This window comes from Desulfoprunum sp., assembly GCF_053613775.1.
On the sequence record NZ_JBSHXH010000002.1, the window covers coordinates 1 to 14,194 of the forward strand.

Genomic DNA, 14,194 nt, shown 5'->3' on the forward strand with positions numbered 1-14,194 from the left:
GCACTCCCGCTCTTCTTCCTGATAGGCCTGGAGGCGCTTGATCAGTTCATCGTAATCGACCTGGTGGCCGTCGAATTCGGGGCCGTCGACGCAGGCGAACTTGGTCTCGCCGCCGATGGTGACCCGGCAGCCGCCGCACATGCCGGTGCCGTCGACCATGATCGGATTCAGACTGACCATCGTCGGAACATTGTAGTCCTTGGTGATCTTGCTCACCGCCTTCATCATCGGTACCGGGCCGATCGCGACGACCAGCTTGACGCCACCGGCATCAAGGATTTCCTGCATGACCTGGGTGACGAAACCGTGATGCCCATAGGAGCCGTCATCGGTGCAGACCCGCAGGTCGTGGGATGCCTTTTTCATTTCATCTTCCAGGATCAGCAGGTCCTTGTTCCGTGCCCCGATGATGCAGGTGACATCGTTGCCGACCTCCTTGAGACCGCGGGTGATCGGATGGAGCACGGCGACACCGGTGCCGCCGCCGACGCAGATGACCTTGCCGACCTTCTCCAGGTGGGTGGCCTTGCCTAAGGGACCGATGACGTCCTGATAGCTGTCGCCGACCTGCAGGTCGCGGAAAAGGGCGGTCGATTTGCCGACAACCATATAAATGATGGTGATCGTACCCTTCTCCGGATCGGTGTCGGCCATCGTCAGGGGAATCCGCTCCCCGTTCTCGTTGGCTTTCAGGATGACGAACTGTCCCGGTCGAGCCTTTTTGGCGATAAGCGGGGCCTCAATCTCGTTGAGTATTACTGTTCCACCGGTCATCTCCTGGCGTCTCACGATTTTGAACATTTTTTCCTCCGTGATGAGAACATGATATGTATCGCGTGTATCGACTGCTTGGAATCCTGTTTTCAAGACTGCAGGTAAGCATAAGTTCAGTTTTAAATCAACCCCAGATTAAAGTGATGTGGAAAGACCGAATCAAATCATTGCAAGTCGCATATCTCAATACAATACGAGATGTTGCAGGACATGTAAGAGTTGTGCGCTTTGTGCGCTTTATGCACGGAGGACAGCCCGCAGCCGTGACAACTCGACGATGAGAATGGTTGCCCAGAGGAGGATGCTGAGGCCGGCCGCTGCAGCCGATATATCCTTGATAACCTTGATTTTGTGGTTCTCGTGGGTTTCGATGAAGTCGCACAGGGCCTCGATGGCACTGTTGAACATCTCGGCGATCAGCATCAACGCGGTTGCCGCCATGATCAGGAGAAAATCGATCCATTGTCGGAGCAAAAAGCAGACAACCAGCGTGCTGATCGACAGAAACACCTTGTAGGAAACACTGAAATCGTAGCGGATGGCATATCGCAGGCCGGAGACGCAGACCATGATCTTGCGGATCGGGTGATACCCTTTTTCGCCGGTGCCGAGGAACTTGTTGCGCATGGTTGCAGGTCGGGGAAGAATTTTGTCGGTTTACCCTGCGGCGGTCCTTATCTGGTAGTATTCAATGGAAGATGCGGGAGAATCTTCTGCACCAGCATCACCATACCGATCGCCAGGATCAGGCCGGCAATGACATCCGAGGGATAGTGGACCTGGAGGTGGATCCGCGAATAGCCGACTCCGGCTACGATCAGCAGGCAGCTGAGCGCCGTCGGCAGGGAACGGGACGGTGGCAGCCGACGGATCGCGATCAGGGTAAGTACCAGGAAAAACGTAGCCGCCTGGGCCGTGTGGGCGCTGGGAAAGGACCAGTCGGGAGGCATCGGCACCACCAGGTTGGAGACCTCCGGACGTGGGCGGCGGACGACAAGTTTGACGAGATGGACGACAATGGTAGTGGCCGGCAGGCTGAGACCGAGCAGGGCCGCATCGTTTGGCCGTCCAGCCTTAAGGAGTACAAGAGCGAGCAGGACCGTTGACGGCAGGAGGACGTACAGTGAGCCGAGCCAGGTTACGGCGGCGAGGATGGAGTCCATTGAAATCCGGGGAAAAAGGATGCTGTACACTGTGTTTACGCTACTATTGAAAGGCTGAAATGTCAAGGCGGGGCGGAACGATGCCTTCATCGCCCGGTGGCCGATGACCTTATCCGATCAAAAGGTCTTGTTTCTGATAATCAGAGGTTATTTTCGGGAGGTGAAACAAGGCGAGTTGTGCGATTGTATCATATAACAATTCAGCAAGGTAAATATGCATGTATCTTTTCTTTTTCTTTGAAAATTTTCTACGGATAGGTAAAATTGTGCTGGGATAACCGGGATGGTATCTCAAAAACCGTTTTTTGAGAACAATGCACAAAGGAGTTAGAAGATGGCTGAAGGTACTGTGAAGTGGTTTAATGATGCGAAGGGATTTGGTTTTATCGAGCAAGATGGGGGAAAGGATATCTTCGTTCATTACTCCGCGATCAAATCAGAAGGGTTCAAGTCACTCGAGGAAGGCGCCCGTGTCAGTTTCGATATCGTTCAGGGACCAAAGGGACCTGCTGCTGACAATGTTGTAAAGATCAAAGGGAAATAGTCTTTCTACGCTTCTCTGCTGCCGGCATTGGCGCGGAGTTCATCTCTGATCAGGCGTCATGGAATTGGCGGTCGGTCTTTCCATGGCGCTTTTTTTTGTCGGCGATCCACCGCGTTCGCTCGAGAGGGTGTCGCACATCGGTTATTTCCGTAAACGCTGACGATATGAGCGGAGAACTGAAAAAAATCCTGAGGGACCAACTGGCACCCGAGGAAATGGCGATCTTCGTCCAGTCGTATGATATTGTCGGCGATATCGCCATCATCGTCATCCCGGATGCATTGCTTGGCAAAAAGAGGCTCATTGCCGGGGCCATCCTCGATCTGCATCGCCGCATCAAGGTGGTTGCCCGGCGGGCGGGCATCCATGATGGTGAATTCCGGACCCTGCCGCTGGAGATCATCGGCGGAGAAGATCGTAAGGAAACGCTCCACAGGGAAAACGGGGTGCGGCTGCTGGTCGATCCGGAGGCCGTCTATTTTTCCGTCCGCAGCGGCAATGAGCGTCAACGTATAGCCTCGCTGGTGCAACCGGGTGAACGGGTCCTGGTGTTTTTTTCCGGGATAGGCCCGTACCCGCTGGTCATCGGCCGAACGCAGCCGCAGTGCAGGGTTATTGGTATAGAGAAAAGCCCAATCGCCCATGCCTACGCCATGAAGAATCTCGGGTACAACAGAAGACTCACCAATGTCCTGTTCTACGAGGGCGATGTGCGGGCGGTCGTGCCGCGATTGAAGAAGACCTTCGACCGGATCGTCATGCCCCTGCCGAAATCGGCTGAGGGCTTTCTCGATCTGGCACTGCTCTCCCTCCAGCATCAGAGGTGGCTGCACTTTTATGACATGCAGGAGAAGGGAAATTTCGCCGGATCGATCGAGAAGGTAAAGCACATCTGCCGGCAGCAGGGAAGGTCCCTGGTGGCGGCAACGGTGACCATCTGCGGCCACTGCACCCCGCGGCTGTATCGGATCTGCGTCGACGCCTTGATCGGCTGAATCTCAGGCCAGCCACATTTCATACAGCGTGAGCAGGATCTCGAACAGGATCAGAAAGACGATATACCACTCGACCCGCAGTGAGCGCCTGTTCTGCAGAAGGCCGAAGAGGGTTTCGGCGGTGCGCGACACCAGTTCGAGCTTGCGTTCGATGGCCAGATACCTTTCCCGCAGTTCGTAGTTGTCTTCAAGATCGGCAAAAAGTCGCTCGTACTGGGGCAGATCCCAGAGGAGTTCGGGCTTTTCACTGATCTCGACTCTTCCCACCATCCGCACCTGGATCATCAGGACATCGCCGATATGGCTGAGCAGGCTGCGGCTCTGGTGTCCGTATGTCTTTCCCAGCTGAAGTTTCGAGGCCAGCGGCTCGATGCGGTCGAACGATCTGTTGATGGTCGTCTCGTAGTAGCCCAGCACCACGCTTTTGGCGAGGGCATCGGCGATGATCTGCAGCTTCATTATATCGATGCCCGGCAGGACAATGGTGGAGGAATCGACTCGATCCCCCTTGTCCGGCGTGATTTCAACGGTGACCTCCTCGACCTCGAGACCGTCGTAGGGTTCGATTATACTCGAGGTGATCGCGGTGAGAAAGGCGGCCTCCTCCGCGGCACTGAGGCCGAACATGACGACGACCCCGAAGCGGAACAGTACGACGACCCCCACCGCCCCGGCACCGATGGCAAGCGGCGAGGCGGCGAGGCGGCTGGTATTGCGAAAGGGATGGAGATCCAGGCGATTACCGACATACAGCGCCCGGGTGGTGAATTGGTCGAGCCCCTGCAAGGGAAAATCCGGCATGTCCTGCTCCTCCACTGTTCCTGTTGAGAGCAAATGATCTGTAATTGCATTATTATGTCACAGTTCTGACGAAGTGGCAACCTCACCTCTGGTCCAGGCCCCTGCCGCCAGAATAAATTGTATTTTGGATCGAGGGGGTTATGGTATAGTTGTCGACGCATGACGGGGCGATCTCCGATTGAAGCCGGCTCACCGATGAAACTGCCGCCAACCCGCATACAGGAGGGCTTTTCGTATGTCGTTGATGCTGTTCGTCGAAAGAAAAATGCCCCCCGTGGTCCTGACCTGGTTGCGTCGGGCCTTCAGCACGAAGCAACGCATCGTTCTACGGCGCGTAGCCGGTTCCGGCTGGCTCCGCACCCTCTATTATGGATTTTTTTCCCGGGCCTTCCGGCGGGAGCAGCAGGCCGTGGCCGCCGGCCTGGCGCTGTATCATTCCACGGTTGATCCGAATTCGACACGGACCCTGCTGCGGCGCAACATCCATCGCATTGAAAAAGGCCTGCTGATGCGGCCCCGTCGTGAGCGTTTCGCCCTGTCGTATATCGGCGAGACGGTCGACTGCTATCGGGAATGCCGCATGGCCGGTTGCGCTGCCGACTGGGCCAAGGATCTGGCCTGGGCCCATGATATCCTCGAGAGCTATTTTGAGGTTGTGGCAGATGAGGGTCTGGTGGAGCGGGCCCAAGCGGTCTTTCTCAGCGTTGATCATCCAGCCGAAGAGGGGCGGGGCGGCAGGGTACCCTACAGCCGGCGTGGCTCATGCCCGGTATCGTTCGACAGTTTCGCCGCCCTGGCAAAACGGCGTCGATCGGTGCGCTGGTTCCTCCAGACCGAGGTGCCCCATGTCCTGATCGACAGGGCCTTGGAGATCGCAGCCGAATCGCCGACGGCCTGCAACCGGCAGCCTTTTTTCTATCGTTTTTTCGATGAACCGGAATCGCTGCGGATATTACGACCGCTGCCGCTTGGCACGGCCGGTTTCAGCCACAATATCCCGATGCTCTGCGCCGTTATCGGGGACCTCTCCGCCTATTACGGGGAACGGGACCGGCACGGTATCTATATAGGCAGTTCGCTGTCGATCATGTCCTTCATGTATGCCCTCGAAACCCTGGGCCTCAGTTCCTGCCCGCTCAACTGGCCCGATATCGAGACACTGGAGCGGAGGGCGGAGAACCTGCTCGAGCTGAAGAGACATGAACGGGTCATCATGTTTATCGCCATCGGCTACCCCGATCCGCAGGGACTTGTCGCTTATTCGCAGAAGAAGGACTTGCACAGTCTGCGCAGTTTCAACCAACCGAAATTGGCTGCCGATTGAAAACATGCAGGAAGAAAGTCGTTTGCCCTGCATCCCCACGAAAACACGAATACTGAAAAGAGGATGATCATGCATGTAACGTTTCATGGAGCGACGCGGGAGGTTACCGGGTCCTTCCACACCCTGACCACCGACAATGACAGGATCCTGCTCGACTGTGGGCTGTTCCAGGGCAGACGGAAAGAAAGTGAAGAAAAAAACCGGGTTCTCGAGGTCGATCCCCAGGCGATCACCAATGTCGTGCTCTCCCACGCTCATATCGATCACTCGGGGCGCCTGCCGATGCTGACCGGCAGGGGGTTCAGGGGCCGGGTCTTCTGCACCAGGGCCACGGCCGATGCCTGCGCCTACCTGTTGCGGGATGCGGCCAAGATTCAGGACGGCGACGCCGCCTACCTCAATTACAAGACCGCCCGCAACTTCCTCGCCAAAGTCCGGGCCGGCAACGTCGAGGCCAGGCTGTCAAAGGACGAGATGCATGAGATCGGCCTGACCCTCAAGACCGAGAACCAGTATCTCAACGTCCCGCTGATCGAAAAAATCCTGCGCGACCACCATCTCGAGATCATCGAGCCGCTTTACTCGATTCAGGCCGCCGAGGAGTCGCTGGCGTATTTCGAGGGCGTACCGTATCGCCATCCGGTGGTCGTCGGCCAGGATCTGACCTGCACCCTCTATGATGCCGGCCATATCCTCGGCTCGGCCATGGCCGCTCTCCAGTACAAAACCGGGGAACAGCGGCGCACCCTCATGTTCTCCGGTGATATCGGCCGGTTCGGCAAACCGATCATCGAGGACCCGACGCTGCAGTTTCCCGAGGAGCACCGCGATATCGACCTGATGATCATGGAGAGCACCTACGGCGACCGCTTCCACGATCCGGTGGTCGATATGAAGCCGGCGCTCCGCCGCATCGTCGAGGAGACCTATGCCCGGGGTGGTTCGGTCCTGATCCCGGCCTTTGCCTTCGGCCGGACCCAGGAACTGATCTATTTTCTCCATGAACTCTACATGGAGGGCCAACTGCCCAAGATCCCGGTCTATATCGACAGCCCGCTGGCCACCGACATCACCAACGTCTTCGGTGAACACCCGGAGACCTACGATCTCGACACCCACCGGACCTTCCTGCAGAACGGGCTCAATCCCTTCAGCTTCGAGTATCTGAAATTCATCCATACCGTGGAGGACTCGATGGCCCTCAACCGCGACGAGCGGCCGCATATCGTCCTCTCGGGGTCGGGAATGTGCGAGGGCGGGCGGATCCTGCATCACCTGCGGCACAAGATCCACGACGAACGCAACACGGTGCTGATCGTCGGCTATATGGGACAGAACACCCTGGGGCGGCGGATCCAGGAACTGGGCCAGGCCTATGAGGAGGGCGGCCGCAAGGGCCCGGCGCCGATCCTCACCTTTTACAACAAGGAATACCCGCTGCGGGCCAAGGTCCACACCGTCGGCGGCTTCAGCGCCCATGGCGACCGCGATGAACTGACCAGGGTGCTCCGGGAGTCGAATCTGCGGATCAAGAAGATCGCCCTGGTGCACGGCGAGGAGGAGCAGTCGCTGGCCTTCGCCACCTATCTGCGGGAGCAGGGTTTCGAGGTTACCGTTCCCAGTCATGGCCAGAGCATCAGCATCAACTGATCGGATGAAAAGCGGAAGAAAGGAGGGGCCGTGCAGGTGTTGATCCGGATTGTGACGGCCTCGCCGCGGTGGCCGCTTGTCATCTTGCTCTGGCTGTGGATTCTGACCGGCTGCGCCGGCTCACCGCCGCTGCAGGAGCAGGATGGGGATCCGCAGGTTGTCGGCGAATGCCGCATGACCGAGCCAGGGTTGCCGCCGGTCGACCAGGCCGGCATCGGTGCCGCCGCCCGGGCGCAGGTGAAAGGCGACGCAACCGCCGGGGAGTGTCAGGTTGCCCGGGGAACGGATGGCGACCGTTGTTTCGACCTGCAGCCGGGCAGGCGTATTCCCTGCACCAAAACGGTGCGATTGAAGAAGGGGAAGAAAAAAACCGTCAAGACCACCAGAACCACCCGGTGCCAGCCGCAGAGCCTGATCTATGCCCGTTGCCGATCCGGCATCGATATCTGCCGGCTGGGCAACACCAGCCCGGTCCAGTGGTACTCCTGCGCCATGCAACAGGGAGCGGTCTCGGAGCGGCCGCAGGCCGGATCGGTGATCATCCTTGCCGGCAACAGTCGGCGCAATATGCCGACAGGCCATCCTGCCTATGTCGAAGAGGTCTGTCCCAACATTGACGGAACCTGGTCCCTCCGCCTCAGTCATACCAACTATGATCGCCGGTGCAATCTCGATCGCGACGCCAGGGTCATCTTTTGTCCGAAAACCATGACCGCCCGTTTCGTCACCGGTCCCTGGAGTCCATGGGCCAAGGATCTGGAGGTTCTCGGGTTCATTCTCCGGTAAACCGGTCATGTCATAACGAGGGGGAAGGGCCGCCGGCCTTCCCCCTGTTATTTCTCGCGGTGATTTCGACCCAGTCTATTTCACATCCTTCAACGGGATACCCATGGCCTTGGCCACACCCTTGCCGTAATCGGGGTCGGCCTTCAGGCAGTTGCCGATATGCCGGATCTTGATCTCCTTCGGGGCATCACCCATGGCCCGGGCGGTGTTGCCGAAGAGGGCCTCTTTCTGGGCGACGGTCATCAGGCGAAACAGTTTGCCCGGCTGGGTAAAGTAATCGTTGTCGTCCTCGCGGGCATTCCAGTGATCGGCGGTGCCGGAGAGGGCGAGGGGCGGTTCGGCGAATTCGGGCTGCTCCTGCCATTCGCCGTAGCTGTTCGGTTCATAGCCGAGGGTGCTGCCATAATTGCCGTCGACGCGCATCATGCCGTCGCGGTGATAGCTGTGGAAGGGGCAGCGGGCCTTGTTGACCGGGATGAGGTGGTGGTTGACGCCGAGACGATAGCGCTGGGCGTCGCCGTAGGAAAAGAGCCGGCCCTGGAGCATCTTGTCGGGCGAGAAGCCGATGCCGGGGACGACATTGGCCGGATTGAAGGCGGCCTGCTCGACCTCGGCGAAGTAATTCTCGGGGTTGCGGTTCAACTCGAGGACGCCGACCTCGATCAGCGGCGCGTCCCGATGGTACCAGACCTTGGTCAGATCGAAGGGATGGTAGGGGAGCTGAGCGGCCTGCTCCTCGGTCATGATCTGCACATACATGGTCCAGCGGGGGAATTCGCCCTTCTCGATACTGCTATAGAGATCCACCTGGTGGCTCTCACGGTCCCTGCCGACCAGGGCTTCCGCCTCGGCGTCGGTCAGATTCTTGATCCCCTGCTGGGACTTGAAGTGGAACTTGACCCAGTGTCGCTTGTTCCTGGCGTTGATGAAGCTGAAGGTATGGCTGCCGAATCCGTGCATATGGCGGTAGGTGGCCGGGATGCCGCGGTCGCTCATCACGATCGTGACCTGGTGCAGGGCCTCGGGCAGCGACGACCAGAAATCCCAGTTGTTCCTGGCGCTGCGCAGGTTGGTGCGCGGGTCGCGCTTGACCGCGTGATTGAGGTCGGGAAATTTCAGCGGGTCGCGGAGGAAGAAGACCGGGGTGTTGTTGCCGACCAGGTCCCAGTTGCCCTCGTCGGTGTAGAACTTGATCGCGAAGCCGCGGATATCGCGCTCGGCGTCGGCCGCCCCGCGCTCGCCGGCGACCGTCGAGAAGCGGACGAAGAGATCGGTCTTCTTACCGACCTTGGAGAAGATTTTGGCCCTGGTATATTTGGTGATACTGTTGGTGACGGTGAAGGTGCCGTAGGCGCCGGATCCCTTGGCGTGCATCCGCCTCTCCGGTATCACCTCGCGGTCGAAATGGGCGAGCTTTTCGAGAAACCACACATCCTGCAGGAGTTGCGGCCCTCGAGGGCCGGCGGTCATGACGTTCTGATTGTCGACGACCGGGGCGCCGTTATTGCTGGTGAGCTTTCCGTTTTTCTTCATGATGCCTCCTTGAATGGGTTGAATCGATCTGTTCCATGTCTGGATATTCGGGGGCAATGCGTGTGAGCAATTATATCCCGGCAAAACTGATTGTCAATTTTAAATGAGAATTATTCCTACATGGTTGTGGTTCTGGCCGCTTTAGCCGGGTATGGCTGCCGACTGGCGTGATCTGCCCTGCGGCAACCGGGCATTGTGGTATCGTGGAAGCGGAGTTTTTCCGGCCGGCTTTTGCGCTTGACTTTGCCGGTCTGAGCAGATATTAATTGCACATCTGTTTTCCAGGGGTTTCCGCACGGGAAAATGGCAAAGGTCGGGATGTGGCTCAGTCTGGTAGAGCACAGCGTTCGGGACGCTGGAGTCGGAGGTTCAAATCCTCTCATCCCGACCACTTGGAGATGCAAGCCTTGGGGGTGGTCGACGTATCACCCCCAAGGCTTTTTTTTTACCTGCTGTTCCTCCTCCAGCCCCCAGGACAATCACGGCTATGCTTCCTGCCCGGCTTCCCCTCGGATTATTCGTCGAAAGGCATTCATCGTTGGATCCCGCTTTGCCACTGGTCGTCAACCGTGCAGGTTGAGTGACCCATCGATCATGGCCGTGTGGTTCCGGGGGCTACGATCATGCCACTCTGCATCGCTTCAACCATGAGCCCGCCGATTGGCTGGTGACCACCGGGACGATACGCTTCGTAACTCACCAACCACCTGCCGCAGCCGGTGGTTGATTACTCGCCGAACTCCCTGGCGGGACTTGTTTTGATGCGATTTGTGTGTTAGTTTTGTTGGCCTTTTTCCGTCTATGCCACAATTTTGTGACAACACACTCTGAATGAGCCAGATATGACAACATCGCCGTCCATCTTACCTCAAAACGCGCAACCGACCGTACGAGTTCTCTCCTTCTTGATCTTTATCGTTGCTGGCGCCGCACTCCTGCTTGAGTTGACGCTTATCCGGGTCTTCGATGTCCTGTGGTATCCGCATATGGCCTTCATGGTCATCACCCTCGCCATGTTCGCCTTCGGCCTTGCCGGTGTGTACTTGTCACTTCGACCGAAAGTCAAGGAAACCCTGACAACGCGTTACATCGCCACCCTGGTGACGCTTATGGTGCTTTCGACACTGGCGGTTATCCCAGTGATCGATACATTCAAATTCGATTTCTCGGCTATCGGAGGCCAAGGCACTCCTCGGGCTGTTCTGAATTTCTTCATCATCTACTCATCCATCAGTATACCTTTTTTTATCACCGGTTTGATTCTTTCAAGCGGTTTCAGCGCGTACGCCGGGGATATTCGCCGGCTCTACTGTTGGGACCTGATCGGGGCCTCTCTCGGTTGCCTGCTGATAATCCCCCTGTTACCGCATTTTGGCACGGTTGGGTTGATTGTCATCGTGGCTGCGTTGGGATTGGTCGCCCTGGCGATATTGATTCCGAGCCGGATCCTGCGGTGCATCCCGCTTATAGCTGCGATCGGATTGGTGGCCGCAGTGGTATTGAAAGACGGATATTATGAGTTTTCTCCACATATGGATAAGCGGGGACTGGCAACGCTTATGGCCGATCGAGGCTTTATCGATGGCTCATGGTGGGATCCTATTTCCAAAATAGATGTCGTTCGATACCCGAAGAAGGATGCTATCCGGTGGATAGCCTATGACGGTGGTTCCCAGACCAGTTATTTCTACAAATTCAATGGCGATTACAAGCAGCTGAGAGAGGAACTCCCCGAAAAGGCGACCTCGCATTTCTGGGGCAGAGGGGTTCTCGTTTCCCATTTCTTGAAACAGGATACCGATCAGGAGGTCTTGATTATTGGGAGCGCCGGGGGGCAGGAGGCAAAAGGGGCACTGGTATACGGCGCAAAACATGTCGACGGGATAGAGTTGGTTGGTAAGGTCGTTGACCTCGGCAAGGGAAAATACAATGAGTATATCGGCGGGGTCATGAATGCCCCCCAGTGTAATATACAAAAGGGAGAGGGAAGGAGCTTCCTTCGTTCAAGCCAAAAGAAATTCGACATCATCCAATTAAACAGTAACCATACCAGTTCCAGCATTGCTTCGGGAAGCGGTGCCCTGAGCGCAACCTATCTGCAAACCACTGACGCCTACAGAGAATACTTCACCCATCTTAATTCCGATGGAATATTGCATATCAACCACCATATATATCCACGCATGGTTCTCACCGCTGCGAAGGCCTGGCGGGAATTGGGATTAACTGACTTCAAAAATCACGTCCTGGTCTTAGAAGTACCGGCCTCCTGGGATAATCTCCCGACCTTTCTGGTGAAGATGTCTCCGTGGACCAGAGAGGAGGTGTCGAGAATCAGGTCGTTCATGAACGGTTCGGTATTCGCGGTGAATCCCTATGGTCCGGCTAAGGAGAATTTCCTGAGCGATGCGTTTTTCAGCGGAGAACTGCCGGCGGAAATCGAGCAGAGGATACCGTACAATATCTCTGCCACTACCGATGATCGGCCATTTTTCAACCATTTGATCAAGACGATGCAGCAGTTACCGGCTGTCGACAAGGATGCATTCGTCAATATGTCCGTATCCGGATTGCTGAATTCCCGCATGCAGAATGGGCTCCCTCGGGACATCATTCATCTGATTGTTACTTCAGGCGCCGCCCTCGTCTTTGCCGCGATCTTTACGATGGTCCCCCTCGTATTCTCCAGGACGGGAAAGGAAAAATGGCAAGGCAAGGGGGAAACCCTGCTGTATTTCTCCTGTATCGGCATGGGCTTCATCATCTTTGAACTGATTTCGATCCAGGTATTCATGAAGCTTATCGGCTACCCCTTGTACACCTACACAGTGGTCGTGTTCACCTATCTTATCGGCGCCGGCATCGGTAGCGTTTCTTCGGAGATGCTGCAACTCTTCGAACGGAGACGATACTTCGTCTGTTTCATAGGGATCATACTGTCGGCTTTGGGTATCGCTTTCGGCTATCAGGCCAGTTTTGAGTACCTGTTGACATTCGGGACGTTCCTGCGATCTTTCTGTGCCGTCCTCTTTCTCTTTCCGCTGACATTTTTTCTCGGCATGGCCTTTCCCCTCGGGATCCTTGCAACACGGGACAAACCTGCTGGAACTGTGGCCTGGGCCTGGGCGTTCAATGGGCTCTTTACGGTCATCGGAAGCATTACCGCCGTCATCCTTTCCCTGTATCTCGGTTTCAGGAATATGCTGTTATTCGCAATTTGTTGCTACATTGTAGCGATGGTTTGTTCGTCGAGAATGATGGGAAGGGAGGGAGCAAAACAGGCCGTCAAATCGGCATAAGGTTCTTTCAGGGGTGACGCACTCGCGGAGCTGTTCGTTCAACCGGTCCTGCAGTTCGAACTTCCACGACCTGCGAGCGGCGAGTGTGCATGAAGATTATCGCGCCATCGCCTGAATCCCGGGCTCAGGACCGGCGGTCGACCGGCGGCGGATTCTGTGGCGGGCGCTGTGCCGCCGGATGATAATGAACGAAGACCCGGCGCATGAAGTCGATCTGGCGGACAAGGATGGTTTCGATCTGGGAGGCGATTCTGTCGCCTTCGGCCACCGTGATATCGGGGGCAACCCCGACGGTGATGTTGATCACCAGATAGGGGCCGAAGCGGTGCCCATGGATGTCCTCGATATGGTCGATGCCCGGGACGTCCTGGAGGAGGTCTGCTATCTGTCGGCTCAGGCCCTTGCCGGGGAGGGTGTCCATCAGGTCGGCGCTGGCCTGGCGGATGATCCCGATTCCGGTGTCGAGGATGATGAGTGATACCAGGCCGCCGGCGAGGGGATCGATCCAGAGAAAGCCCATCCGGCCGAAGATGATGCCGATGGTGGCGGCGAGGGCGGAAAAGATATCGTTGCGGTGGTCGGCGGCGAGGGCGACGACCGCGGTGTTCCGGGTCTGGTCGCCGACCCTTCTGGTCCACAGGGCCAGGACGATCTTGACGATGACGGTCGCCCCGGCGATCCACAGTGCCAGGCGGGAGGCGCCGAGGAAATCGCTCTGACCGCGATGGAGATCGTAGATGTTGTCGAGTGATGACCAGAAGATCGAGATGGCGGTGGTGATGACGAAGGCGCCGATCACGATCGCGGCGATCGATTCGAGCCGGTCGTGGCCATAGGGATGTTCCCGGTCGGCCGGCTTGCCGGAGAGGCGCATGAAGATGCTGACCACCACGCCGTAGGCGACATCCGAGGTGGAATTGATGCCGTCGGCAAGCAGGGCCGGGCTGTGACCGACGATGCCGATACCGGTCTTCAGTACGGCAAGGACGGCGTTGGCCGCGAGTCCGAGGTGGACGGCGAACATCCCCCGCTGCTGTCGATCGCCTGGATCCATATTGCTCCGGTCGCTGGTGTTGCCTGACGGCATCGGATACCCCTCCGCTTGGCCCGGTGAACCTGTGTGCTGGAATTCCTCGTGTTGCCAGGAGGATGATTATAGTGACGGCGCTATTGGTTGACAAGGCGAAAGATCTCGGGTGGAACCGGCCCGCCATTCCTGGGGCGGAAGGGAGCTCGGCCGGGGTCGGGCTGTCAACCCGGTATCAGGCCTTTTTCCTGCAGCGAGGGGTCCGTCGCTGGGCTCTTGTCAGACGACCTTTCTTTGA

At 57.4% G+C, this 14,194-nt stretch carries 12 protein-coding genes and 1 tRNA gene; 7 read left to right on the forward strand and 6 right to left on the reverse strand.

What is annotated here, in order from left to right; all coding sequences use genetic code 11:
• The 3 genes from ACWGKN_RS01740 to ACWGKN_RS01750 all read right to left on the reverse strand — a co-directional run.
• Positions 1 to 801: sulfide/dihydroorotate dehydrogenase-like FAD/NAD-binding protein (locus ACWGKN_RS01740; protein ID WP_452094573.1), on the reverse strand; the 801-nt coding region annotated here is incomplete at its 3' end.
• Between the two features lie 210 nt (positions 802 to 1,011).
• The gene (locus ACWGKN_RS01745; RefSeq protein WP_035226359.1) at positions 1,012 to 1,401 is read right to left on the reverse strand and encodes a diacylglycerol kinase; all 390 of its coding nucleotides are present in this window, start codon (positions 1,399 to 1,401) and stop codon (positions 1,012 to 1,014) included.
• A gap of 47 nt (positions 1,402 to 1,448) precedes the next feature.
• The gene (locus tag ACWGKN_RS01750) at positions 1,449 to 1,937 is read right to left on the reverse strand and encodes a phosphatase PAP2 family protein (RefSeq protein ID WP_035226361.1); all 489 of its coding nucleotides are present in this window, start codon (positions 1,935 to 1,937) and stop codon (positions 1,449 to 1,451) included.
• A gap of 334 nt (positions 1,938 to 2,271) precedes the next feature.
• Between ACWGKN_RS01750 and ACWGKN_RS01755 the strand changes: the two genes are divergently transcribed.
• Positions 2,272 to 2,481, forward strand: a complete 210-nt coding sequence (locus ACWGKN_RS01755; RefSeq protein WP_035226363.1) for a cold-shock protein — start codon at positions 2,272 to 2,274, stop codon at positions 2,479 to 2,481.
• Between the two features lie 164 nt (positions 2,482 to 2,645).
• Positions 2,646 to 3,476, forward strand: a complete 831-nt coding sequence (locus ACWGKN_RS01760; protein WP_035226366.1) for a class I SAM-dependent methyltransferase — start codon at positions 2,646 to 2,648, stop codon at positions 3,474 to 3,476.
• Positions 3,477 to 3,479: 3 nt separating this feature from the next.
• Here ACWGKN_RS01760 and ACWGKN_RS01765 read toward each other — a convergent pair whose 3' ends face one another.
• Positions 3,480 to 4,277 (reverse strand): RMD1 family protein, encoded by a 798-nt coding sequence (locus ACWGKN_RS01765; protein WP_035226565.1) that lies wholly within the window; start codon positions 4,275 to 4,277, stop codon positions 3,480 to 3,482.
• A gap of 235 nt (positions 4,278 to 4,512) precedes the next feature.
• Between ACWGKN_RS01765 and ACWGKN_RS01770 the strand changes: the two genes are divergently transcribed.
• The 3 genes from ACWGKN_RS01770 (at position 4,513) to ACWGKN_RS01780 (ending at position 8,037) form a co-directional block, all read left to right on the forward strand.
• A complete protein-coding gene (locus tag ACWGKN_RS01770; RefSeq protein ID WP_424254926.1) occupies positions 4,513 to 5,601 on the forward strand; it encodes a nitroreductase family protein in 1,089 nt (362 codons plus the stop codon).
• A 69-nt stretch (positions 5,602 to 5,670) separates the two neighbouring features.
• Positions 5,671 to 7,251: an MBL fold metallo-hydrolase RNA specificity domain-containing protein gene (locus ACWGKN_RS01775; RefSeq protein ID WP_452094574.1), complete on the forward strand. Its 1,581-nt coding sequence runs from the start codon at positions 5,671 to 5,673 to the stop codon at positions 7,249 to 7,251.
• 30 nt (positions 7,252 to 7,281) lie between these two features.
• Complete coding sequence (locus tag ACWGKN_RS01780) at positions 7,282 to 8,037, forward strand: hypothetical protein (RefSeq protein WP_035226368.1); 756 nt, start codon at positions 7,282 to 7,284, stop codon at positions 8,035 to 8,037.
• A gap of 75 nt (positions 8,038 to 8,112) precedes the next feature.
• Here ACWGKN_RS01780 and ACWGKN_RS01785 read toward each other — a convergent pair whose 3' ends face one another.
• Positions 8,113 to 9,570 carry a catalase gene (locus ACWGKN_RS01785; protein ID WP_424254929.1) on the reverse strand — a complete coding sequence of 486 codons (1,458 nt, stop codon included), beginning with the start codon at positions 9,568 to 9,570 and terminating at the stop codon, positions 8,113 to 8,115.
• A gap of 314 nt (positions 9,571 to 9,884) precedes the next feature.
• Between ACWGKN_RS01785 and ACWGKN_RS01790 the strand changes: the two genes are divergently transcribed.
• Both ACWGKN_RS01790 and ACWGKN_RS01795 read left to right on the forward strand, forming a co-directional pair.
• Positions 9,885 to 9,961, forward strand: a tRNA-Pro gene (locus ACWGKN_RS01790).
• 451 nt (positions 9,962 to 10,412) lie between these two features.
• A complete protein-coding gene (locus tag ACWGKN_RS01795; protein WP_035226373.1) occupies positions 10,413 to 12,869 on the forward strand; it encodes a spermine/spermidine synthase domain-containing protein in 2,457 nt (818 codons plus the stop codon).
• Positions 12,870 to 12,993: 124 nt separating this feature from the next.
• Here the strand turns inward: ACWGKN_RS01795 and ACWGKN_RS01800 are convergent, their stop codons facing one another.
• Entirely contained in the window at positions 12,994 to 13,956 is a 963-nt protein-coding gene (locus ACWGKN_RS01800; protein WP_052159625.1) for a cation diffusion facilitator family transporter, read from the reverse strand.
• Between the last annotated feature and the right edge of the window lie 238 nt (positions 13,957 to 14,194).

Bases quoted from the DNA above. Each gene is read 5' to 3' on its own strand.
- ACWGKN_RS01745 (WP_035226359.1), bottom strand. From the start codon at position 1,401: ATGCGCAACAAGTTCCTCGGCACCGGCGAAAAAGGGTATCACCCGATC.
- ACWGKN_RS01750 (WP_035226361.1), bottom strand. From the start codon at position 1,937: ATGGACTCCATCCTCGCCGCCGTAACCTGGCTCGGCTCACTGTACGTC.
- ACWGKN_RS01755 (WP_035226363.1), top strand. From the start codon at position 2,272: ATGGCTGAAGGTACTGTGAAGTGGTTTAATGATGCGAAGGGATTTGGT.
- ACWGKN_RS01760 (WP_035226366.1), top strand. From the start codon at position 2,646: ATGAGCGGAGAACTGAAAAAAATCCTGAGGGACCAACTGGCACCCGAG.
- ACWGKN_RS01765 (WP_035226565.1), bottom strand. From the start codon at position 4,277: ATGCCGGATTTTCCCTTGCAGGGGCTCGACCAATTCACCACCCGGGCG.
- ACWGKN_RS01770 (WP_424254926.1), top strand. From the start codon at position 4,513: ATGTCGTTGATGCTGTTCGTCGAAAGAAAAATGCCCCCCGTGGTCCTG.
- ACWGKN_RS01775 (WP_452094574.1), top strand. From the start codon at position 5,671: ATGCATGTAACGTTTCATGGAGCGACGCGGGAGGTTACCGGGTCCTTC.
- ACWGKN_RS01785 (WP_424254929.1), bottom strand. From the start codon at position 9,570: ATGAAGAAAAACGGAAAGCTCACCAGCAATAACGGCGCCCCGGTCGTC.
- ACWGKN_RS01795 (WP_035226373.1), top strand. From the start codon at position 10,413: ATGACAACATCGCCGTCCATCTTACCTCAAAACGCGCAACCGACCGTA.
- ACWGKN_RS01800 (WP_052159625.1), bottom strand. From the start codon at position 13,956: ATGCCGTCAGGCAACACCAGCGACCGGAGCAATATGGATCCAGGCGAT.